Origin of the sequence: Actinoplanes xinjiangensis, from assembly GCF_003148685.1 — a bacterium.
Taxonomy (GTDB): domain Bacteria; phylum Actinomycetota; class Actinomycetes; order Mycobacteriales; family Micromonosporaceae; genus Actinoplanes; species Actinoplanes xinjiangensis.
The window spans coordinates 348,468-371,647 of record NZ_QGGR01000005.1; the positions used below are offsets into that span (position 1 = coordinate 348,468).

16 protein-coding genes and 2 pseudogenes are annotated in these 23,180 nt (G+C 68.5%); 7 read left to right on the top strand and 11 right to left on the bottom strand.

The window, feature by feature from the left end:
• Positions 1–8 precede the first annotated feature (8 nt).
• Together BC793_RS13930 and BC793_RS13935 are read right to left on the bottom strand one after the other, a co-directional pair.
• On the bottom strand, positions 9–1,142 hold the full coding sequence (locus tag BC793_RS13930) for an alpha/beta hydrolase (RefSeq protein WP_158319247.1): 1,134 nt from the start codon (positions 1,140–1,142) through the stop codon (positions 9–11).
• Positions 1,139–2,926, bottom strand: a complete 1,788-nt coding sequence (locus BC793_RS13935) for a phosphatidylglycerol lysyltransferase domain-containing protein (RefSeq protein WP_203896184.1) — start codon at positions 2,924–2,926, stop codon at positions 1,139–1,141. Before BC793_RS13935 ends, BC793_RS13930 begins: the two co-directional genes overlap by 4 nt.
• A 135-nt stretch (positions 2,927–3,061) precedes the next feature.
• Here BC793_RS13935 and BC793_RS13940 point away from each other — a divergent pair, with 135 nt between their 5' ends.
• Positions 3,062–4,027, top strand: a complete 966-nt coding sequence (locus BC793_RS13940; protein WP_109592911.1) for an NAD-dependent epimerase/dehydratase family protein — start codon at positions 3,062–3,064, stop codon at positions 4,025–4,027.
• A gap of 73 nt (positions 4,028–4,100) precedes the next feature.
• On the opposite strand, the gene BC793_RS13945 is transcribed toward BC793_RS13940, so the two are convergent.
• The 4 genes from BC793_RS13945 to BC793_RS13960 form a co-directional block, all read right to left on the bottom strand.
• Positions 4,101–4,406 carry a hypothetical protein gene (locus tag BC793_RS13945; protein WP_109592912.1) on the bottom strand — a complete coding sequence of 102 codons (306 nt, stop codon included), beginning with the start codon at positions 4,404–4,406 and terminating at the stop codon, positions 4,101–4,103.
• Positions 4,394–4,837, bottom strand: a complete 444-nt coding sequence (locus tag BC793_RS13950; protein ID WP_146246265.1) for a hypothetical protein — start codon at positions 4,835–4,837, stop codon at positions 4,394–4,396. The genes BC793_RS13945 and BC793_RS13950 overlap by 13 nt, the downstream gene beginning before the upstream one ends.
• Before the next feature lie 291 nt (positions 4,838–5,128).
• A complete protein-coding gene (locus BC793_RS13955; protein WP_239169992.1) occupies positions 5,129–6,508 on the bottom strand; it encodes a M20/M25/M40 family metallo-hydrolase in 1,380 nt (459 codons plus the stop codon).
• A gap of 192 nt (positions 6,509–6,700) precedes the next feature.
• On the bottom strand, positions 6,701–7,090 hold the full coding sequence (locus tag BC793_RS13960; RefSeq protein ID WP_109592915.1) for a PPOX class F420-dependent oxidoreductase: 390 nt from the start codon (positions 7,088–7,090) through the stop codon (positions 6,701–6,703).
• 62 nt (positions 7,091–7,152) lie between these two features.
• On the opposite strand from BC793_RS13960, the gene BC793_RS13965 reads away from it, so the two are divergent.
• The 5 genes from BC793_RS13965 (at position 7,153) to BC793_RS13985 (ending at position 11,512) form a co-directional block, all read left to right on the top strand.
• Positions 7,153–7,578, top strand: coding sequence for a MarR family winged helix-turn-helix transcriptional regulator (locus BC793_RS13965; protein ID WP_109592916.1), 426 nt, complete (start codon positions 7,153–7,155; stop codon positions 7,576–7,578).
• Positions 7,579–7,748: 170 nt separating this feature from the next.
• Positions 7,749–10,166 (top strand): sensor histidine kinase, encoded by a 2,418-nt coding sequence (locus BC793_RS13970; protein ID WP_109592917.1) that lies wholly within the window; start codon positions 7,749–7,751, stop codon positions 10,164–10,166.
• Positions 10,163–10,588: a roadblock/LC7 domain-containing protein gene (locus BC793_RS13975; protein WP_109592918.1), complete on the top strand. Its 426-nt coding sequence runs from the start codon at positions 10,163–10,165 to the stop codon at positions 10,586–10,588. The genes BC793_RS13970 and BC793_RS13975 overlap by 4 nt, the downstream gene beginning before the upstream one ends.
• The gene (locus BC793_RS13980) at positions 10,585–10,938 is read left to right on the top strand and encodes a DUF742 domain-containing protein (protein ID WP_239169993.1); all 354 of its coding nucleotides are present in this window, start codon (positions 10,585–10,587) and stop codon (positions 10,936–10,938) included. Before BC793_RS13975 ends, BC793_RS13980 begins: the two co-directional genes overlap by 4 nt.
• Positions 10,919–11,512 carry a GTP-binding protein gene (locus tag BC793_RS13985; RefSeq protein WP_373871219.1) on the top strand — a complete coding sequence of 198 codons (594 nt, stop codon included), beginning with the start codon at positions 10,919–10,921 and terminating at the stop codon, positions 11,510–11,512. Before BC793_RS13980 ends, BC793_RS13985 begins: the two co-directional genes overlap by 20 nt.
• A gap of 304 nt (positions 11,513–11,816) precedes the next feature.
• Here BC793_RS13985 and BC793_RS48790 read toward each other — a convergent pair whose 3' ends face one another.
• From BC793_RS48790 to BC793_RS13995, 4 genes and pseudogenes are all read right to left on the bottom strand, one after another.
• Complete coding sequence (locus tag BC793_RS48790) at positions 11,817–12,452, bottom strand: hypothetical protein (protein WP_146246266.1); 636 nt, start codon at positions 12,450–12,452, stop codon at positions 11,817–11,819.
• A gap of 200 nt (positions 12,453–12,652) precedes the next feature.
• Entirely contained in the window at positions 12,653–12,856 is a 204-nt protein-coding gene (locus tag BC793_RS50555; RefSeq protein WP_146246267.1) for a hypothetical protein, read from the bottom strand.
• Between the two features lie 178 nt (positions 12,857–13,034).
• Positions 13,035–14,215: pseudogene (locus tag BC793_RS13990) on the bottom strand (helix-turn-helix domain-containing protein).
• A 232-nt stretch (positions 14,216–14,447) separates the two neighbouring features.
• A pseudogene (locus tag BC793_RS13995) lies at positions 14,448–15,371 on the bottom strand (tyrosine-type recombinase/integrase); the annotation flags it as partial.
• Positions 15,372–15,395: 24 nt separating this feature from the next.
• On the opposite strand from BC793_RS13995, the gene BC793_RS14000 reads away from it, so the two are divergent.
• Positions 15,396–15,812: a GntR family transcriptional regulator gene (locus BC793_RS14000; protein ID WP_109592921.1), complete on the top strand. Its 417-nt coding sequence runs from the start codon at positions 15,396–15,398 to the stop codon at positions 15,810–15,812.
• 578 nt (positions 15,813–16,390) lie between these two features.
• On the opposite strand, the gene BC793_RS14010 is transcribed toward BC793_RS14000, so the two are convergent.
• Entirely contained in the window at positions 16,391–23,164 is a 6,774-nt protein-coding gene (locus tag BC793_RS14010; RefSeq protein ID WP_146246268.1) for a polymorphic toxin-type HINT domain-containing protein, read from the bottom strand.
• Positions 23,165–23,180 lie beyond the last annotated feature (16 nt).

A 23,180-nucleotide genomic window follows, 5' to 3' on the forward strand; every position in this document is an offset into this window, starting at 1 on the left:
GGCGGGTCTCAGGCGGCCGTGTCGCGGCCGGCGCGGAGGTGCCGGTCGAGCCAGGTGAACAGGTCGGGCAGGATCGACCGCCAGGTGGTGAAGTTGTGCCCGCCCGGACGGTCGGCGATGACCACGGCCGTGTCCGGGGCGCGGACCATCGGGGCGAAGGCCTTCAGGTCGCGCTGGGCGGCCCGGTCGGCGGCCCCGGCGGTGAGGAACAGGTGCAGCGGGGCCCGCTGCTGCCGGCCGATCATGAGCCGGGGGTCGTTGGCGCGGCGCAGATCCAGGTCGCCCTGGTACAGGTCGCCGGTGGACCGGTCGATCAGCGGCCGGAAGTAGCCGGCCAGCGAGGCCGCGGCGGCGAACTGGTCGGGGTGGCGCAGGGCCAGGTTGACGGCACAGAAACCGCCGGTCGAGTAGCCGACCACGGCCCAGTTCTGCCGGCCCGCGGCGGCCCGGAAGTGGCGGTGGACGATCTCCGGGATGTCGGTGGTGAGGTAGGTGTCGGCCCGGACGCCGAGCGCCGAGTCGACGCATTCGCTGTCCCGGCCGCGGACCGGGTCCTGCTCGGCCAGAACCGCGATCAGGGGTGGCAGCCGGCCGGCGCCGATCGCGTCGTCCAGCGCGGCGCCCACGCCCACGCTGTCCAGCCAGCTGTACACGGTTCCCGGGTAGCCGGCCAGGAACATCACCACCGGCAGATCCCCCCGCGGGCCGGCCGGCGCGGTGTAGCCGGCCGGCAGGTAGATCTGCGCGGGCAGCGCGTAGCCGGTGCGCGCGCCGGCCAGGGTCGCCGGGACCACGGTGCCGCGGCCCGGGGCGGTGGGATGGCCGGCGAGCCAGCGGTCGAGGTCCTCCCGGCCACCGCCGTCCGCGGACAGTCGCGGGGCGTCCACCGGAAGCGTCTGGGCGTACGTGTCGCCGCCCTGCCCGAACAGTTCGCCGAGCGTGACGTAGAAGTTGGCCTGCCTGTTGACCACCGCGGCGATGCTCACCAGCAGCAGCAACTGGACGATGATCAGCCCGGCCGCGCGGTGCACGATCCGGAACCGGCCCCGGTCCCAGAACGCGGCGGTGGCCACGGCGGCACCGATGGTGACCGCGATCAGCGAGCCGACCACCCAGCCGCTGGTGAGGACGATGCCGCTCACCGGGGCGTCCCCACGGCCGTCTGCTTGCGGTCGAGTTCGGCCATCGGCGGGCGCGGTACCGGCGGGACCGGGCGGCGACGGCCCGGGGCGGTCACGAAGCCCTCGGCCACGGCGGCGGCCACCGCCACCTTCGGGAAGGACCGGCCCCGCGGGTAGCAGAGGAAACGGGGCTGCCAGGTCGGCTGGTACTTCTGATTCGCCCGGTACAGCGACTCCAGCTGCCACCATCGCGACAGCACCTTCAGCAGGCCGTACCACCAGCGCAGCAACGGCCCGGCGCCCAGCCGCTCACCGCGGGCGAAGACGGACCGGAACATCGCGAAGTTGAGCGAGAGGCGCTGCACACCCATCGTCGCGGCCATCGCCAGCAGCTCCACGATCATGAACTCGATCAGGCCGTTCGGGCCGTCCGGGTCGCGGCGCATCAGATCGAGGGAGAGCCCGTCGGCGCCCCACGGCACGAACCCGAGCACCGCCACCGGCCGGTCCTGCGCGTCGCGGGCCTCGACCACCACGTACTCCAGGTCCTCCGGGTGGGCGAACCGGCCGAGAGCCATCGAGAAGCCGCGTTCGGTACGGCCGTCGCGCCACCGCTCGGCGTGCCCGGCCAGCTCCTCCATGGTGCTCGGGGCGACGTCACCGACCCGGTGGACGCGCACCCGGTACCCGGCCCGCCGGACACGCTGCACCGCCTGCCGTACCGTCCGCATCGGGCGGCCCTCCAGGGTGAACTCCCCGGCGTTCAGGATCGCCTCGTCACCGATCTCCAGCACCCGCAGCCCGGCCCGGGAGTAGGCCCGCGCCCCGGCCGGTCCGGCGCCGAGGACGGCCGGGGTCCAGCCGTGCGCCAGTGCCTCCTCCTGCCAGGCGGCGATCGCGCCCGGCCACTCCGAGCTCGCGCCGATCGGGTCACCGGCGGCCAGGCTCACACCGTTGACCAGCCGGTAGCAGACGGCTGCCTTACCGCTGGCGGAGAAGACGGCGGCCTTGTCCGGGCGCAGCGCGAAGTAGCCGAGCGAATCCTGGTCGCCGTGGGCCGCGAGCAGCTCCCGTACCCGGGCGGTGCCCTCGCCGTCGTCGGCGGTCACCCGGCGGCTGGGGCGCAGGCTCAGCCATGCGGCGAACACGACGACGCCCGCACCGGCCAGCCCCACGGTGACCGGGATCCACGCCGGCGGTGCCGCGTCGAAGTGCGGTTGGCGGATCCCCACCAGCCAGCGCACCAGGAACCAGACGCCGCAGAGGGCACGGCGCACACCACCGGTGGAGGTGCCGGGGCTGAACACGGTCAGCATCAGCCAGCTCGCCAGCGGCCCGACCACGACGAGCGACCCCAGCAGCACGGTCGTCGACCGGCGGGCCCGCCCCCGCCCGGCGCTGAATTCGGAGCCGGCGGCCACGGCCACGGCCAGCAGCAGCGCGCTGATGCCGATGCGCAGCGTGGCGCCGTGCCGCATCGGGTGCGCGGTATCGGTCACGATGCCGGCCGCGGCCAGCACGATCTGGAGGGTCAGCAGCGACACCAGCCACACCCAGGCGGTGTGCTCGCGACGGCTCAGCCCCCGCGCCACGATCAGGTAGAGCACGCCGCTCGCGGCCGACGTCATCGCCGGCAGCCCGGTCCACAGTGACGCGTCACCGGCCAGTCTCGTGCCGACGGTTCCCACGGCGGCCAGGATTCCCAGGATCCCGACGACGGCGTAGAGGATGCCGAACGCGACGGGCACCCGGCGGCGCCAGTCCCATCGCTGTCGTTCTTCCTTCACGGCACGCTTACGCGCCACGTCGCCTCCCCCGATTCGGCCACCGACACCCGGGATCGCCGGGCCGTTGAGAGCCTGCCATCACGGCGCAACGCCGGGATCGGCCCGGAAGCGGACGGCCCCTATACCTTTCGGTAGAGGGCGTACCGTCCATGGATGCGCGTCTTCCTGACCGGCGCCAACGGGTTCATCGCCCGCGCCACCGCCGCCCGGCTGCGAGAACAGGGCCACCAGGTGTACGGCGTGGACCTGCACGCCGACCCGCCCGCCGGGGTGGTGGCCGGCGACATCACCGTGGACGGCCCCTGGCGGGACGCGGTCACCGGCGCCGATGTGGTGATCCACACTGCGGCCGTGGTGTCCAACGCGGTCGGGCTGGACGGGCAGTGGCGGGTCAACGTCGCCGGCACCCGCCGGGCCCTCGACGCGGCGGTCCACGCGGGAGCCGGGCGGTTCGTGCAGTTGTCGTCGATCCGGGCGTTCTCCGACCTGGGCTTCCCGGACGGTGTGACCGAGGACCATCCGGTACGCCCGGACGGCAACCCGTACGTCGACACGAAGATCGCCGGCGAGCAGGTGGCGTTGCAGGCGCACGCCGAGGGCCGGATCGCGGTGACCGTGGTGCGTCCCGGTGACGTCTACGGGCCCGGGTCCCGGCCGTGGACGCTCCTGCCGCTCCAGCTGATCAGGAGGTACCAGTTCCTGCTGCCGGCGATGGGTGCCGGGATCTTCAGCCCGGTCTACGTCGACGACCTGGTCGACGGCCTGCTCCGGGCCGCGTCGTCACCGGCGGGCGCGGGGCAGGTCTTCACCCTCACCGGCGGGGTGGGCGTGCCGTGCCGGGAGTTCTTCGGCCACTACTACCGGATGCTCGGGCGGCGCGGACCGGTCGTGGCACCCACCGCGGTGGCGGTCGGGGTGGCCCGGGCGGCGGGCCGGCTGATCCGGCTGACGGGGGCGGAGACCGAGGTCAACGCCGTGTCGATGCGCTACTTCACCCGTACCGGCACGTACTCGATCGCGAAGGCCCGCCGGCTGCTCGGTTACCAGCCGGCGGTGGATCTGGCCGAGGGGATGGCCCGTACCGGGGCGTGGCTGCGCGCCGAGGGCCTGGTGCCCTGAGGGCTCACCGCCGCCGGCTCCACCCGGGCCCGGCATCCTTGTTCCGGACGCCGGGCCGTTTTCTGCCGTCACGCTAATCGCCGTAGAAGGCGAGGCGGCGGCCGGACCCGGCGCGCACGACCGCGCACAGCCGTGCCAGGTCGCTGAGGAAGCCGGCGGAGACACCCCCCGCTTCCAGCCGGCCACCGGCACCCCGGATCTCGGTCTCCAGCAAGCCGCATCGGTCGGAGTCCAGGAACGTGTCCCCATACGGATCCAGGCTGCCCAGCAGGGGAAACTCAGCCGAGCTCAGCCCGTGCCGGACCGGGTCGAAGGCGCGGTCGGCCACGACCTCCTCGACGACGTGGCCCGCTTCCTCCACCCGGATCAAGAAGCCCATCCGCCGGTCTCCTTGGTCCGAGGTTGCGCGCCCGGGTCCACTCGCGTGAACTCGTAGCGCACCCCACGATCAGGATCGCTGAGGTAGAAGAACAGCACCGGATCGGGGCGATCCAACTCCGCGTGCAGACCACCACCCCAGCGCCCACGCCCCTCGGTCAGATCCAATTGCAGTCGTACGGTGTCCGCCTGGCCCTCCCCGTCGATGGCGGCCGGACCGATGCGCCACGTCCCGGATCCGCCGAGACGCCGACCCTCGAAGTTCGACATGACGGCCTCCCCACGGAGATCCGACGCCTCGAAGGTTCCGTCCGCCGCGAACCGGAACAGGCCACCGTCGGCGCTGGCCCAGGTGCCGACCACGTCGTCCTGCCGGATACTCGCCGGCGCGGCGCCTCCTGCGCAGCCGACGAGAATCAGAGCCGTCAGCACCGCTGCCATCACCGCATACGTGGACCTGTCCAGGACCCGCCGTCCGGTGGGTCGTGCGAGGGGCGCTACATCCGGGATCATGAGAATCCGCCGGGAGCCGCGGTCTCGACCTCGTATGTCACCCGTCACCATCCGTTCATTCCCGGCTTCGCCACCCCGACGGAAACCATCGCGCAAGCAGCCGGCCGGGCCATGCTCCCGCCATCGAATCCGGTCGGACACTAGCATCGCCGGCTCCGCGAACGGCACCGGCAGCAGTCGGCACCAGTGCCGTTCACGCAGGTGACAGCGTCAGTCAGCGCCGCCGGGAAGAGCCGGGCCGGCGGTGGCGTACGCGGCCGCGCCGATCAGTTCCATCGACACCTTCAGCCGTTCCAGGCTGATGTTCTTCGCGATGGTGTCCTCCGGGCTGTGGTAGGGCGGCTCCAGCAGCGCCGGACTCGCCTCACCGCGCCACGAGAAGTTGGCGGCGGCGATCCCCACCTCCTGGAACGACTGGTGGTCACTGGACCCGCGCAGCGTGACCGGGGAGATCCGCGGCTCGTAGCCCAGCCGGGCCGCCGCCGCCGCGACCTCGTCGGTGGCCCGGTTCGCCAGCCCGGTGAACGAGAGCAGCCAGTACCGGGTGGCCGGATCCCAGCTGGTGGCGACCATGTCGTTCTGGTAGACCGCCACGATCCGGTCGCGTTCGGCCTGCGGCAGCTGCGACACGTAGTAGCGGGAGCCGAGCAGCCCCTGCTCCTCCGACCCCCACAGGGCGAAGCGCACCGTCGCCGAGGTGGGCAGCTTGCGCAGCACCCGGGCCAGTTCGAGGCAGAGGACCGTACCCGAGCCGTCGTCGTTGGCCCCGGGGGCGCCGATCACCGTGTCGTAGTGGGCGCTGACCATCACGACCGGGCCGTCGGTGCTGCTGCGGCGCCGCTCGGCGAGCACGTTGTGCGAGGTGAGGCCGCGGTGGGCGGCGGTGGAGACGGTCAGCCGGAGCCGGCCGGCGGCGAGGGCGGCCCGCAGCCGGTGCTTCTGCGCCTGGGCCACGCCGACCACCGGGATCGGCACGGGCGTGGTCGCCGACCCGGGCAGGGTGGGGCTGAACGCCGCGGCCCGGCGCGGTTCGACCAGGTCGGCGGGGAGGAAGACGACCGCCTTGGCGCCGTTCGTGACCGCGGTGGCGACCAGGGCCTCCCGGTTCGCGGCCACGTAGTCGATCAGCACGATCTTCCCGGTCACGTCCGCCGGGTAGTCGGCGGCCGTACCGGCGTGGACGTCCACCACGTCGCCGCGGACCTTCACGTCCAGGGCGCCGTGCGGGGAGGCGCCGGTCTGCCAGCACAGGTCCCGGGGCAGGCCGGGACGGGCCTCCAGCTGGGCCAGGAACTTGTCGGCCACGGCGAACGGCTGCCGCGTCACGTCGTACCCGAGATGGTCCAGCACGCCGGAGATGTAGTCGGCGGCCCGGTGCTCGGAGCGGGTGCCGCCGATCCGCGGCCCGATGCCCTGCGAGAGCACCTGGAGGTGCCACAGCGCCCGCTCGGCCGAGACCCGGGCCGCGACCCGCTGGTCGGCGGTGGTCAGCGTGGGTGGGCGCAGTGCCCCCGGTCGCTGGTCGCCGACCGCCCAGGCGGGTGCGGGTACGGCGATGCCGGCCGCGCCGCCCAGGGCGATCGTCAGCATCCGGCGCCTGCTCAGTGAAGATTTCTGGCCTGGTGTTTCCAAGACTCCCCCTCGCTGAAAGGGATCGTCCATCCCGGTCAGGATGACGATCCACGCGAAAGAAAGACTATGGTCAATGTCGAGGCGGGACAATCGATCAGGTGTGGACGGCGGGCGAGCACCCCCTGCCGCCCGCCGTCCACCGTCGTGCCGCTACTGGTAGCTGACCGCCGTGGGGCGGACCACGTAGACGACACGGTGGGCAACGTCTCCGGGCGGCAGGGTGATGTCGAGCTCGTACCGCGCGGCGAGCTCGGCGAAGAACACGCCCTCGGTGTCCGGGTCGATCCGCTCGACCGTGCCGCGCACCTCGAGATAGCGGTACGGCTGGTCGGGGTCGTTGATCGAGAGGCTGATCCGCGGCTCGCCGGTCACGTTCCGGTACTTACGGCGCGTGGTCGTGTTGGTGAACCGCAGGAACTCCCCGTCGAAGGTGAACCACATCGGGTTGACCTGCGGCTCACCGTCGTCGCGCACGGTCCCGAGGTGACCGAAGAGTGGCCGCTCCAGCAGATCGGTGTGGCTGTCCGGGATGATGCTCATGCCAGAACTCTGGCATACGACAGTGCTCGTAGACAACCCGGGTCCGTGGCAGAATGCCTCACATGAGCGCGATCGACGACCGGCTGGGCCTCGTCATCAAACGGGCCGAGCAGGCCCTGATCGCCCGTAAGACCGCGGCCCTGCGCGAGTTCGGCCTGACCGTCCCGCAATACGCGGCGCTGCTGCTGCTCTCCGGCGGCGACGGCATGTCCGCCGCGCAGCTGGCCCGGGAGTCGCTGGTCACGCCGCAGACGATGGCGACCGTGCTGACCAACCTGGAGACCAAGGGCCTGATCGAGCGCGACCAGTCCCCCCTGCACCAGAAAGTCGTGGTCAACCGGGTCACCCCGGCCGGCGCCGCGCTGCTCACCGGGGCCGACGCCGCCGCGCTCCGGGTGGAGGGGGCTCTCGCCGCCGCCTACACCGATACCGAGCGCCGGCAGCTGACCGAGCTGCTCGATCGCGCGATCACCACCCTCACCGCCTGACCACCCGTTCGTAGGACGGTCCCCGTCCGGGGACTACTCGAACCGGTGGTGAGGGGCCCGCGGCGACCCTGTCGCCCGATAGAGGTGTTGACCGTCATCTTTGCGTCCGTCAATTCTGTCCCGCGTCGCGAGAGCAGAAGGTCCCGCGTCGGGAGAGCAGAGGAGACCTGATGGGGCGGGACGGGCGCGTCGATCGGAGCCGGACCATCCGCGGCCGCATCGTCCGCATGCTGGCGCTGCCGGTCGCGGCGATGATGCTCCTGCTGGCCGTGGTGGTGACCGAGGAGTTCGCCGGCTACCGGCTGGCCGCCCGGACCGGGCACGCCGTCGCCCTCGACCTGGCCGTGCAGGCCCTGGTCCAGGAGGTGCAGACCGAACGTGGCGTCACCGTCGGCCTGCTCGCCGGCAACCAGGACTTCACCGCCGAGATCGCCCCGGCCCGGCAGCGGGCCGACGCCCAGCGCGCCGCGGTCCAGCGGCTCGTCGACGAGCGCGGCGACCTGGACGGGCAGGTCGGCGAGGTACTGGAGCAGGCCGAGACACTTGCCGCGATCCGCGGCGAGGTGGACGCCGGCGGCGCCGACCGGACCGAGATCTTCGAGGACTACAACGAGGTCGTCGGGGAACTCGGCGAGGTCTACTTCGCGCTGGACAACGCCGCCGACGCCACCATGCGCCTGGGCTCCGAGTCGCTGGCGATGCTCAACCTGGCCAAGGAGGCGACCGCCCGGCAGCGGGCCTTCCTCAACGGCGTCTTCTCGGCCGGCGGGTTCGCCGACGGCGAGTTCCTGCGGTACGTCCAGCTGCGCGCCGAACTGGACGCCGCCTACGCGGAGTTCGAGGAGTACGCGACCCCGGCCGCGCTCGCCGCCAAGGACGAACTCCTCGCCAGCGCCCCGGCCAAACGCGCCCAGCAGCTGGAGAACCGGGCGCTGCGCTCCGGCGACGGCAAGACGCTCCGCGCCGACGCCCAACTCTGGTGGACCTCGACCGGGCCGGTGCTCGACGACATGTCGGTCCTGGCCCGCTCGATCGGGACGAGCCTGGAGGACCGCGCCCGGGTCCTGCTCGAGGAGGCGAACGTACGGCTCGCCGTCCTCGCCGCGGTGGTCCTGGTCTGTATCGGCATCGCGGTCTATCTGGGTACCGTCGCCGCCCACTCGATCGCCGGCCCCCTGTCCGGCCTGGCCGCCGAGGCGAACCGGCTGGCCGGCGAGCGACTGCCGGAGGCCGTGCGGCGGGCGGTGGCCGGTGACGCGGCCGGTCCGCCCGGCGCGGTACAGGTGGCCGACGGGGCCAGCTCCGAGGTGCGGCTCGTCGCGGACGCGTTCGACCGGGTGCAGGCGACGGCGTACGCGCTGGCCACCGAGCAGGCCGAGCTGCGCCGCGCGGGTGCCGAGTCGCTGGCCAACCTGGGCCGCCGCAATCAGAACCTGCTGCGCCGCCAGCTCGGCTTCATCACCAGGCTGGAGCAGGAGGAGGCCAGCCCCACCGGCCTGGCGAACCTGTTCGAGCTGGATCACCTGGCCACCCGTATGCGGCGTAACGCCGAGAGCCTGCTGGTGCTGGTCGGCGCGGCCAGCCCGCGCCAGTGGTCCCGGCCGCTGCCGTTGACCGACGTGATCCGGGCCGCGGTCTCCGAGGTGGAGGAATACCGGCGGGTGTCGCTGCGCCGCCTCGACGAGGCGATGGTCTCCGGTTCCACCGCCAGCGGCCTGGCCCACATGCTCGCCGAGCTGATCGAGAACGGTCTCGCCTTCTCACCGCCGGACATGGACGTCGAGCTGCACGGGCGGGTGGTCGACGACGGCTACCTGATCGCGGTCTGCGACCAGGGTGTCGGGATGAGCGAGGAGGAACTGGAGGTCGCCAACCGGCGGCTGCGGGGCGAGGGCGACTTCCTCACCGCGCCGGCCCGGTTCCTCGGCCACTACGTGGTCGGGCGGCTGGCCGCCGAGATGGGCGTCGGGGTGCAACTGGCCCGCTCCCCGGTGACCGGCGTGACCGCCCGGGTCAGCCTGCCCGCCGGGATGCTCGCCGGCCCGGCCTCCCTCGACGCGCCGCCCGCCGGCACCTCCAGGGGCGACACCCCGCCCGCCGGCATCCTCCCGGCGAACACCCCGTCCGTCGGCACCGTCCCGGCGAAGACCCTGCCCACGGCGTCCCGGACCGAGTCGGTCGAGCTGCCGTCGCTGCGTCCGCCGGAGCCCCGGTCGCGGCCCGTGCAGGTCGACTACGTGGTGCTGGACGGGCAGCCGGCGGTGCCCGCTCCGCGCCGGCCGGCCGACGCCGGTATCGCCCGCGCCGGGCACACCGCCAACGGCCTGCGCCGGCGCACCCCCCGGTCGCAGCGGAGCCGGCCCGAGCCCGCGGCTCCGCTCTCGTCGGCCGGGACCGAACCGACCGTCCCGATCCCCGATTCGCCCGAGGCGGTCCGCGACCGGCTGACCGCCCTGCGCGCGGGCATCCAGCGCGGCACCGGCCAGGGCCGGCACGCGGTGAACCTCGCCCCACCCGACGTCGAACCCGGTGGCGCGAGCCTGCCTCGCCGTCTCGAACAAAGCTTCATCAGTGAGGAGATCTCGTGAGCGTCGAGGCCCAGGCCGACCGGCACCAGTTCAACTGGTTGCTCGGCAACTTCGTCCATCAGACCGACGGCGTACGCGACGCGGTGGCGGTCTCCTCCGACGGCCTGCTGATCGCCGCGTCCGACGGTCTGGCCCGCGCCGAGGCCGACCAGCTCGGGGCGATCGTGTCCAGCATGGCGAGCCTGGCCCGCAGCGCCTCCCGCCGGTACGACTTCGACGGCCTCAAACTCATCATGATCGAGATGCTCCGGGGGTTCCTGGTGATCTCGGTGATCCCGGGCGGCAGCTGCCTGGGCGTGGTGGCCTCCGGCGACAGCGATCTCGGCCTGGTCGGCTACGAGATCTCGATGCTCGCCGAACGTTTCGGTGACCTGCTGACCCCCGCACTGATCGCCGAATCGCGGCAGCAGCTGCCCCGATGAGTCCCCCGCCGATGAACCACGACGCCGAGGATCCGGTGGTCCGCCCGTTCATGCTGACCGGCGGGCGGACCCAGCCGCTGCACGACGGGCTGCGGATCGAGACCCAGCTGCACGCCGCACCGGCCGGCCTGTCCGCGCCGCTGCGTTTCGAGGCCCGGCGGATCGTCGAGCTGTGCCAGCGGCCGATGTCGGTGGCCGACCTGTCGGCGGCGCTGCGGGCCCCGCTCGGGGTGGTCCGGGTGATCGTCGCGGACCTGATGACCCAGGGGCTGCTCCAGGCGGGCGACACACCCGGTGAGCTCACCACCGCGTTGATCGAGAGGATCAGGGATCGTGTTCGGGCGCTCTAGCACGGTGGCGGCACCGTCACCGGTCGCTGTCAAGATCGTGATCAGTGGTGGGTTCGGGGTGGGCAAGACCACGTTCGTCGGCGCGATCTCGGAGATCGAGCCGCTGGTGACCGAGGCCGAGATGACCGAACGGTCGATCGGCGTGGACGACACGTCGGCGGTCAGCGGGAAGACGACCACCACGGTCGCCCTCGACTTCGGCCGGATCACCCTGGACGAGTCGCTGCTGCTCTACCTCTTCGGCACGCCGGGGCAGGACCGGTTCGCGTTCCTCTGGGACGACCTGGTGCACGGGGCACTCGGCGCGATCGTGCTCGTCGACACCCGCCGGATCGAGGACTGCTTCCCGGCGATCGACTACTTCGAGGAGCACGACATCCCGTTCATCATCGGGGTGAACGCCTTCGAGGGGTCGCGCCGCTTCGACCCGGACGAGATCCGCGACGCGCTGGGGGTCGCGGAGGGCATGCCGTTGCTGGAGTGCGACGCCCGCCACCGCGATTCGGTGAAGGCCGTCCTGGTCGCCCTGACCGAACGCGTCCTGGCCCGCCGCCTCAGCCGAATGACCCCCTGAATTCCGCAGCTGTCTTAAACACGTCAGACGGCCCGGCCAAAGGCCGGGCCGTTCACGCGCTGCCGGTACCTATTCGCTGCGCGAATCCTTGATCCGAATGACCGCGACTCCACAGAACTAATGTTCAACGAGCCGTATCCCGAGAACGCAACAGCCCTTATCCAACGAACCGCTAGGCCCCGAGAGGCCCGCCCGCAAGCCGACTACCTGACCACAAACGGCGTTGGCCGACAAATCTTCCCGGAAGTCAAAACCGCCGCACCACCGAAATCACCGCAGTACGCCCCCTTCCGACAAACCTTGACTATGTCGCAGCCGGGTCAATTCCGAAGTGCGCGGAGAACAATTCTAAGAATGAGTCGGTCCTGACCCGCAGTGGCCCCACAGCCTGCGGGGCGAATTCGGCATAGGCTTTGAGCGCTCGGGCCGCTTCTTCTCTCGCGCCAGCCACAGCCAGCGCTATCGAAAGGTTACCAACGAGCGCTTGATATCCCATGTCGTTGCGCATCCAGAAAATCTGGCTGTCCAAATCACTAAAAGCACTCCAGAAAGGGGCTGCGTAATTCTCGATGTCATCAAGAATAACCTGGGTCTTGATCTCAACCTCTGATTCACCCTCGATGATCCATCGCGGATAGGGAGCATTCGAAATTCCAGCATCGCACAGTAAAGCCGACAAGCTTCGACCCAACAGCGACGAATCTCCAGGGCCACGCCACTGCCTTCCATTGAAGGTAGCGGCAAGCCTGCCAACTTCCACATGCGTGATCCCTAAGGTCGGGTTGAAACCGACCTCATTTGCCGAAAAATCCCGAGATACGAGACCGATACTCCAAACGATTTCATCGGACGCTGCCAGCGTCAAGCTAGGCGTCTCGCGATCCACACCCTTGTGCCACTGCCATCCATGCTCAACAAGTGCGGTTCCCAGCAAGGCCACCGCTTCATTCCTTACGGAGTACATATGGCACACCACCACCGTTCAGCTGTTACGGGCATCTGAACGATTTCACCCGGATAGAGGCCAAACTGTTCCAGCTTATCGGTACGCAGTTCCGCGCCGATTGTTTCGAGTTCTGGATATCCGACCTTCTGGCCATCAGCATAGCGTCCAGTATTGGTCTTCACCTCAAACGCCTGTCAGGCCTGCCCAGGCTTGCGTGCGACGAAGTCTGCCCGGAATTCGGTGCCGTCGCTGGCATTGAAGGTAACCTCGTCGACGATATCGACGAACCCCTTCGCCTTTAGGTCCTTCTCCATCACGAAGGCGCCTAGCTTTCCGTGATCTGTACTTCCATCCGCCGGACAGATTCCGATAGGAGTATTGTGCACCAGCACCGGCACGGAACCCGCAAGTACATAGTACGTGTGGGCGTATTCGCGGTGGCTACGGTCGGGCAGCCATGTCTATAGCCGCGCTGAGCTGGAGTTTCACAGATCATGAGAGCGTGTCGACGGCGGTCGAAGGCCGCATTGACAGCAGTGCTGACAGCAACCGGGGCGTACGCCGACGGCGGTCTACCTACTTGGGCGGCAAGTCTGCGGCTTCCGTATCGCCACCGTGTCGGCGGTCGATGAGGTGTTCGATGGCGGTGATTCGGCGGTGTAGTCGGACGGAGCCTTCGTCGACGGCGGTGGTGTCGATGCGTTCTAGGGTGTCGCGGGCGGCGTCGAGGTTGCCGGTGCGGGCGTGCCCTTCAGCGAGCCAGGTTTGGTAGAGGGCGGTTTCGCGGGCGTGGCTGTGGTCGTAGCCGGCCAGTGCGCGGCGTAGCAGGGGTTCGGCGGTGTTCGGGGTACCGAGTTGGATGTGGCAGCGCGCGGCCACGACGTCGATCTCATTGCGTCGAGCCAGTACACCCATTCGGGTTCGGCGATGCCGGGTGAGCGCTGTTCGTAGGCGTCGTCGACCGCGTCGAGGGTGCGGCGGGTGGTGTCGATGTCGTGGCAGCGGGCGGCAGCCCAGGCCAGGCGTTCCAACAACAGCGCACGTACGACGGGGGTGGCGTCGGTTGCAGCGGTGACGGCGGACCGTGCGATGAGCAGGCCATCTTCGCGGCTGCCGATGTTGGTGATCTGGTATGCGAGGCTGGACAACAGCTGCGCCCCGAGTGCCCGGTCTCCGGCGTCCTGGGCGGCGGTCACTCCGGAAAGGTAGAGCTGTTGGGCGTGGCGGTAGTGGCCAGCGTCGCTGGCGATCCACCCGGCCAGTTGTGACAGCTCGGCTGCCGCGGTGAGCAGCCGGATGTCGAGCCGGTCGGGGTAGACGCCGTCGCGGGAGAGCTGGGCGGCGGCGTCAAGCTCGGCGCGCACCACGGGTAGCAGGTGGCGGCTGCCGACGGTGTCGTCGAGGTGCCGCAGCTCGACCACCCGGTCTTCCAGCGCGCGCACGGTGTCTGCGCCGATGGGTCGTCCAGCGTGGAGTTGGTCGGTCAGTGGTGGCTGGTTGAGGAGCCATTCGTGGGTGACGCGGACCGGGTCGAGTGGGACGCCGATAGGTACGCCGAGGACTTGCTCGTAGCGTTCGATGACTTCGGGGGTGGCGAGGCGGCGGCCGGTTTCGATGTGGCCGAGGTAGGGCTTGCTGAAGTGGGTGAGCGCGGCCATTGCGGCGAGGCTGTGGCCGGCGTTGCGCCGGGCGGCGCGCAGTTGGGCGCCGAGGTCGTTGCCGGGTGTAGACGGCAGCAGACGGGGTTGGTCTTCCATGGCGATCCCTTGACCGGTGATGCTGGGTGCAGGCCCAGCGGGAACGAGGTCAGAGCCGAACCGGCTGGAGCCATCGGGGAAGATCGTGGCCGTAGTGGCGAAGACCGGCGGGTCTTCACAGGTGCGGGAAACAACCCGGTCTTCCCCACCTTAGACCATCGATGTCCGGGGTTCCTACCGGCTGATGTGGCAGGGCCGCTCCGCGTGATGACGGGGCGGCCCTGCCGCTGTGTCAGGTCTTCTCGTCGCTGTCGTCGTCGGATTGGAGTGCGTCGCCGATGGCTTCGACGGCGGTGCGCTGGGTGCGGAGCCGGACGTGGGAGTAGATGTCGGCGGTGGTGTGAATCTGGGCGTGGCCGAGCAGGTCCTTGATGGTGACCAGCTCAACGCCTTGCTCCAGTAGCAGGCTGGCGCAGGTATGTCTCAGGTCGTGGAAGCGGATGTAGCGGACGTCGGCGATCTCGCAGATGACCTGGTGGTGGCGGTGCACGGTGGCGGAGTCGAGCGGCCCCCCGACCGTGTTGGTGAACACGAGCCCCTGATCGGACCAGTCGTCGGCGGCAGCGCGGCGGTCGATGTCCTGACGGGTGCGGTAGCGGCGCAACGCGGTGACGCAGTCATGCGGAAGCACAATGCGCCGGGCGGAGCGGTGAGTCTTGACGGGCTGGAATGTCGCTCCGCCGCGGGTGCGGGCGAGGGTGCGCCGCACATGGAGGTGTCCGGCGTCGAGGTCGATGTCGTCCCAACGCAGGCCGAGGAGTTCCCCACGGCGTAGCCCGGTACGCAGGGCGAGTTCGAACAGTGGCCCGTGGCGGTGGTAGGCGGCGAGCAGGTAGCGGCGCGATTCGCCGAGGGTGAAGGGCTGGAAGTCGCTGCGCGGAGTGGGGAGCCGCACGGCGGAGGCGACGTTGCGGCCGAGGATGTCTTCGCGGACGCCGCCGGCCAGGGCGGTGGACAGCACGGCTCGTACGTAGCGGACCGTGTTCGGGCTGATGTTCTTGGCGCAGCAGTTACCGATGGCGCAGCAGCGTGGCCGCCGGGCCTTGACTCGATGGGTGGGGTTGCGTTTGGCGTCCCAGCCCCAGGCGCAGCACTGGCACACCGTCGGTAGCCGGTCTAGGAAGGTGCGCACGTCGCGGACCGTGAGCGTGGCGAGGCCGACAACTACGGCGTCGCCTCTATGACCGCCCAACGCGCCCTTCGCGAGCTGCAACACCTCGGGCTCACCTACGCCGTCGTCGGCAAAGGCACCTTCGTGCACCCACTCGCCCGCGAACGCGCCGGCTCCGACGGCAAACCCGTCCCCGAGCGCGGCGGCACTCCTGCCATGGCCAACGACCCCGACCTCAACCGGCGCGTCGCCGAATTTCTGCTCCGCCAAAACGAGATCGCCGGACGCATCGTCGACGCCATGCTCGCCAAAGACCTGCACGCGATGAACGCCGCCACCCAAGAACTCGCGGACCTCAAGGCCGCCCACCAGGGCCTCGACGACGACATCGCCAAGTACGAGGCCAACGCCGGCATCGAACCCGCGACCACCGAGCCGCAAGCCGAGCCAGCGAAGCCCCGCCGCACCCGCAAACCACGCGTGTAACGCCCAGCCCACCACGAGCCTCGATCACGCGAAGCGCGCCACGAACGGGTCGATTGGCTAAGAAGAGCCATACAGGATCAAGAAGCGGCCCGGCCAAAGCCGGGCCGCGCGCACGCGCTACAGGCCTACGGCCCCGCGCGCACGCCCACCAGGGCGAACGCTATACCCGTTGGGGCACAGCCCTATCCATCGCTAGGCATCGATTTGTGCACCTCGGCCGACATCAACGGTGACAGCAACCGCCCCGCATGCCGACCACCGCTAGCGCACATCCGCACACGGACGGGCGGGCCACAGCTATCCAGATAGACCCCTCGCATCTGATTGAGACGGCCATGTTTTCCGGAATTTCGCGCACTCCTAGGTGAACGGCCGATAGCTCAGCGCCTGCTCGACGACCTCCTGATCAGACAGGCTCGGATCCCGAAAGAACATAAGGTCTGAGACGTGCGGACAACGCGTTATCCGCACCAGCTCAACCAAGAGACTGTCAGTTTCACTGTCAGGAAGACGGGGATCACGGAGAAGGCGTACTAGCTCCAGTGCCCGCCCTTTCGTGTCGTCACCGACGTCCATTGCTATCCATTTCCGTAGTGGTAGGACGGGGAAAGTATCTGAGAATGATACAACGGTGTTACTACAACCAAATTATCCATATCATACACGCCCCCACCATGCTGGATCGGCTGTGAATGATGCAGCACGTAGTTCCGGCCTCCACCATACTGCTGAGATGCCGCCACGAACGGGGAGTTACCGGCCTGCATCCTGGCGACATTCTGAGAAGAGAAGCCCGAAGCAAGACCACTATCGTTCCCAACAGCCTTCCAGAATTCCTCACGGAAGTCATTGAAGCTATCAAAACTACGCCCGCGCAACTGGTCAGCAATTTGGCCCGGAATTCGGCCCGCATTGCCGTGCGATCCCTGCAACCAGTTATTTCCGCGAACCGGCGCACCTTCCCTACCGCTAGCAGCACCCGGCGAGTTCCGTAGTTCTTTCGCGGTGCTACGCCCGCAGATCGCGGCCGGCCCATCGTTGTTGTGTACGAGTACGGGTTGGTTGCCGGCGAGCACATAGTACGTGTGGATGTCCGCAACAGTGAGGTTGTATGCCGCGGCGAAGTCGTGGTTGCCCTTGTCGAAACGCTCCACCCGAGCAACACCGGTCGGCGTGCGGACGAGGTCTCCCTCGTCTAGATCCTCAGCGCCTTCCCATCGCTGGTCGGACTCATTCCAGAACGGATGATCCTCGGTTGTCTTGATGTTCTTGCCGGCGACGGTGAGGTCGAAGAGGTCGTCGTCATGAACCCAGACCTTTTCGATCTTGCGCGGGCCTTCTTCGCCCGTTTCGGGATCAGTGGCAAGGACCTCGTCGCCGACTTCCAGGTCTTCGAAGGCTTTCCGACTGCCGTCCGCCATGAGTACGAGCGTGTCGGCGGAAAAGCTCTTACAGCCGGTCTTCAGCTTCGGCATCGGCAACTTATGCGTGATGATGAGCGAGGCGATGATAACGGTGACACTCGCTGCACAATCGGTCTTCGAAGTGCCCGCACCGCAGCCGATGGCTTCTCCGAAATTGCATTCTGCGTCGGTGAACGAGCACGAAGCATAGTGGTACACGCTCTCGGCGGACTCAACTGTCCCGTCGATGACTTTCCCGCAGTCACCCTCCCAATAAACGAGACTCAAACAGTTGCCGAGAGTATTTAGAGACTTGTAGCCATCTACGACGACATCTTTGCTCTTCTTGGCGACCGCCTTTGTGTAACGCACGGTGGCCTGGCCCAGCTGCTCAATCCCGTCGCCGCCATTTGTCACGGGGTTGTAGCAACCGAGCACGCCCGAGCACCCGTTGTACGGCTGGTTGGCCGGCTCGTGCTCGTCGCTTCTCAGGCCGGAAGGGTCGCTTCTTGTTACGGGGCTGTTCTCGGAGTACACGTAGCCCTGCCATTGCTGGGGGCTGCTCGCGTCGAAGATCGGATCGACGGAGATGAAGCGGCCGTCGACCGGGTTGTATTCGCGGGCGCCGAGATGCACCAGGCCGGTGTTGTCGTTGGTCCCGCCGACGTAGCCGCGGGTGTTGGGCCACGACTCGATGGAGTTGCCGCGGGGCGTTCCGTACGGCGTCTGCCGCCGCGTCGTGGCCTGCTGGGTGGCCGCGTTGATCGCGATGCCGGCGGTTCCCTGGTGGTCGGAGGATTGCCAGGTCAAACCGGTTTTGTCGCGGGAGCCAATGGTGCTGCCGGCGTGGCTGTAGTACCGGGTGCAGCTGGTGGTCTGGGTGCTGTTGTTGTAGCGGATCTCCTGGCCCGGCAGGAAGAGGGTTCGACCGGTCGGGTCGCGCTGGACGAGACGGTTGCCGTCGGCGTCGTAGATATAGGTAGTGGTTCCAGTGCTGTCGGTGACCGTGTCAACGTGGCCTTCCGCATCCCAGGTGAACGTCTGTGTGCCCGACTTCGGGGACGGCTGGGTGAGGGTGTTGCCGGTGGCGTCGTACGTGTAGGTGCCAGCCCTGGCGCCGGTGGTGCTGGTCACGGCGTGCGGCCGGACAGTTGTGGCGCCGAAGGCGGGGTACTTGTACTCGGTGGTGGCGGTGCTGGAGGCCGACGTGAAGGTTTCGGTCTTGCGGTTGCCGAGGGTGTCGAAGGTCCAGCTGTACCAGTACGGGGCAGGCCCGCCGAGAGCATTCGCCGCCGGAGCCGCGGTGCAGTCGCCGCTGGTCGGGGTCCACGCCCGGGTCAGGCGGGTGAGCTGGTCGTAGTTGAAGCACTGGGTGTCGTCGACGCCCTCGGGCGCGGCGTCGGCGATCTTGGTGATGTTGCCGGCGGGGTCGTAGTCGTAGCTGGTGTCGCTGAGGATGTACGGAGCGACGGAGTCCCGGTCGGTGCGGATGTTCTTCAGCCGCCCGGTCTCGATGTCACGGTTGTACTTGGTGTAGACCCGTCCACCCTCGCCCGTGCCGGTGTAGAGCTTGACCTGGTCGAGCTGGCCGAGCGCGCTGTAGTCGGTGCCGGTCACGTACTTCTGGTTGGTGCTGCCGTAGAGGCTGTCCACCGTCGTCGGCATGCCGAGATCGTTGTAGGCGTGGGTCAGCGTCTCCGCCTGCAGGCCCGTGTTGGTGCCCGGAATCGTGGTCGACTTGACCGAGCCGTCGATGTTGTACGTGCTGGTGTAGTTGTACTCCCCGTAGAACCCGGTCTCAGTGTCCGGAATGCTGATCTGGGTCTGTTCGGGCTGGTACCTGTCGTTGTAGGCGAGCACCTTGGTCGTGTACTTCGCCGAGCCCCAGGTCCGGGTTGAGGACGTCAACTGTCCCTTGGCAAGGGAGTCATAGACCCACTCGCCGATCTGAGCGCCACCGACCTGGTTCAGGTAGGTGTTGATCTTTCGGCCGAGCGCGTCGTACAGGTACGCGATCTTCTGGCTCCGCGCATCCGTCGCCGTGGCTATGTTGCCGACGTTGTCGTAGGTGTATTTGGTGACGCCGCGATCCGGGTCGTCGACCTGGGTCTGCAGGCCACGGACGTTGTAGGTGTAGACCCAGTCGTTGCCCTCGTGGTCGATGATCTGCGTCTGGTTACCACGTAGGTCGTACTTGTACTCGGTACTGATCCAACTGTCCGAGGTGTAAGGCGTCGGCGCGGCACCGTTGTACTGGCGCAGCTCGATCGTCCGGCCACGGGCGTCGGTCACCGTCGAGGTCACGGTGCCACCGGCGGGCGGGGTGACATCGACGCGGTCACCGCCGTACGCGGTGGTGGTGCGCCACCGCTCGATTCCCTTGGGCTGGAAGATGCTCGCCACGGCCCGGCCGGCGCCGTCGTAGACAGATCGCGTCTGCGTCGGCACGGCATTCTGGTCGCTGCTGGTCAGCAGCGTTCCACCAGGATTGCCGGTGGTGTGGTAGGCGTCGTAACTCAGAATCCCTCGGCCGACCGTGTCATAGAAGGTCTCGGTGACGATCCGCCCGCCCGACGGCGACGGCGACTGCGTCTGCCGGGGTCGTAGAAGACCATCATAGAGCTCGTACGAGGTGACGTATTCGCCCTTGGCGTTGAGTGCCGAGGTGGTGACCACCGACGGCGTGCCCGCATTGAGGCTGTAGGCGTACTTCGCGTTCGGGGTGTCGGTGCCTTTGACGCGGCCTGGCCTCCACACTGAGGTCAGACGGCCGAGCGCGTCGTATTCGGCCTCGGTCCGCTTCCCGTTGGGATCCACCTCGCTGAGAGGGCTGCCCCAGGCCGGATCGACCGCGGTCGTCTGCTCGTGCAGGAGCGGGTTCTTCGTCGAGATCGAGGTGAGCGGCCCGTCGACCGTGGGCGTGTACACGGTCGTAGTCGTGTAGCTCCGCGCGTCGGTCACTGCGGTGACCCGGCCGTGTACGTCATAGGCCGTCTTGGACGCCATCATGAAACTCGGCGTCCCATTGGTCCACGACGAGATCACTCGCGTCTCGGTGGCCAGGCCCTTTGTCGGGGTCGCCTCGAACGTGCCGCCGTCGTAGAGGGTACGGGTCTCTCCGATGACCTGCTGGTCGGTCAAGGTTCCGGTCGTGGCCGAGCAGGCGACCGCATAGTTCTGGACCCGGTGCGCCCGGTTGATGATCCACGAATCGGTGTTGCGCGGGGTGTAGTCGGTCTTGGTGCACCGCTCGTCGCCGGGCACACCCTCCTCGCCAAGGTCCTCGACCTGGACGACCATGCCGTACTCGTCGAACTTGTTGACCGTCTTCGTCACCCGCTCGCCGCGGCCGCCGTCAAGTGCGACGTGGTTGGTGGCGAACTCGACACCGGAGTACCGGGCGGCCACGGTGTCGCCGTTGATCGTGCGCGTCGCAGTCGGGTCGGACGCCCACGGCTTGTTCCTGGTCCGGGAGACCACCGCGCCGCCGGGGCCGTTGTAGGTGATCGTCTCGCGGGTCTGGCCGGCGAACCAGTCCTCGTCCGTGATCCCGTCCACGTCGGCCGACTTGACACCGCCGTCGGCGTTCAGACGGTCACCGTTCATACCGCGGAAGTAACGGGTCTCGGCGTAGGTCTGCTCCGCGCCTTCACCGACGGTGACGCCGACCCTGCCGTAACCGCGATAGCCCGACCAGGTCTTGAACTTCTTCTCGACCATGCCGTTGTCATCGGCGTAGTGCCACGCGGCGCCGTCGAGGTAGGTGTACTTGTACGTCTTCTTCGGGCTGCCCACCGGCGGTACACCACCGGTATTGTCCTGCTCGTAGATCGTCGTGACGACGTACTTGTTGAACCAGTCCGTGACCGGCTCCTCGTACCCCTCCGGAACCCACCGCACCGGATAGCACCGGCTCGTGTTCGTCGCCGGGCTCGGGGTCGCGCCCGCCTTGCAGTCCTGCTCCGAGTAGTCGACGCTGATCGTCCCGCCGGTCTCGGTACGAATCCGGGCGATCCGCATCCAGTTCATCTTGCCCGCGAAGTCACCGATCACATCGACCCGGTTCGGCCGCTGCACCGACGTGAATTCGACATCCGGCGTGGACACGGAGCCACCCACGAGACCGGTGTACGAGAGCTTCGACAACCACAGACCCGCCCGGGTGCCGTCACCCGGATCCGGGAACGTGTGCGTCAGCGTCCAGCGGTCGACATTGCGGTACGAGGTGCCGTTACGAACCTGAGTGGTGATGGTGGCCAAGCGCTTCGTCGACCAGAACGTCGGGGAGTACTTGTCCTCACACGTGTCGCCGGTGCACTCGGAATCCCAGGGCACATCCGGCCAGCGGACCGCATTGTGGGTGTCACAGGTGCTCAGGCAGCGGTTCGCGTAGGTGAAGTCGACGCGCATGGGCGCCACCGTGTCGTGCACGGTGTCCACCCCGCCGACGCGCCGGGTGCCGTAGTCGATGCGCTCCAGCCACGACTCACGGTCGTAGGGGGCGGCATCCGACTTGTCCAGGTTGCGGCCGTACTTGTTCGTCGTCTTCCCGTACCGGAACGACATCGAGTTGCCGACCGGATCAACGACGTAGTCGAGGCTCCAGCGCCATGCCTGATCGCAGTCGGAGTCGATGAACGCCGTCGCATGACACGGCTCGTTGGCGTCGTTGCCGAACACCGGGACGGTCGCGACCGAGTTGGTAAGCGGCTTTCCTGTGGTCCATCCGGGCAGACGGTTGATACCGAACCAGTACTGGACACCATCGGTGGTGGTGAGGACCCAGTACTCGCCGTTGTCGTCACCGTTGGCGGCGCCGGTCTTGCGCTCGATTCGGCTGCCGTCGTCGTTGCGGAGATGCCAGCGGTTCTCGGTGGTGTTGAAGATCAGCTCGCCCGAGCGTCCGCCGAACGACATGGTGGCGTTGTCGGTCTCCCAACACTGGTCACCGGTCTTCTTCTTGTTGTTCGCCGACTCACCCATGTCCGTGGCGCACGACTGGTAGCGACGCTCGATGAAGGCGTCCGCGACCTCTCCGAAGCCTTCACCGACTCGCGACGGCTGGTTGTTCGAGGCGGCGTGCTGGCCGTCGACCGACTGCGACGAGTACGACAGGCTCAGTTCCGGCGCGGGCCCGCCCAGTGACGGCGGCACACGCATCGGGTAAGCCCAGCCGAAGTTGCCGGAGTTGCCGCCCGCCGACCAGGTGGAGGACTGGCTCAGCTTGCTCGCCGAGTAGTCGCCAGCCGGGCCGGACGGCGCCGCGGTCGCCGCGACCAGCGACGACACGCTCGACACTGCCACCTCAGCGGACAGGGTCTGCGCCGCGGTGTCGTTTCGGGTGTCCAACGGCACGCCCTCACCACAGCCGGACTTGCCGGGCGTGGTCAGCGCACACGCGGGCAACGACACCAGCCGCAACCGGCTCGACCAGTCCGCGCCATAAGCCGTGGCGAACGACTTGTAGTCCAGTGTCACCTTCGTCGTGCCCGCCGCAGCGACACCGTCCGCCCGGCCCAGCCGTAGAAGCACACCGCGCACACCGGCCTTGTCGGTGGACTTACGGTCCAGGACCTCCACCTGAACCCGCGACGGATCAGGCTTCGCCGACCGGGCGGCCGCCGCCTTCACCGGCTGCTCCACCCGTACCGGAAGGGTCTGCGCCTGCCCCGACGCAGACAGCACCTCGCCGCCGGCCTTCGGCCACACCGGCGCAGGCCGCGCCGACGCCGGCGACGGCTCGGCGAGCTTCGGCGCCGGGCTGATCTTCGCGGCCTGCACCGGCACCGGCTTGATCGCCTCGACCGATTCGACCTTGTACGGGTCGGGCTTCGCCGCCATCGCCGGAGCATGACCCAGTCCGGCGACCATGAGGACGGACAAGCCTGCCGCGATAGCGATACGCGGCTTGGACAAAAGCCTTCTGCCTGCGGGCAGCGCTGACTTCATCTGACGCTCCGAAGAG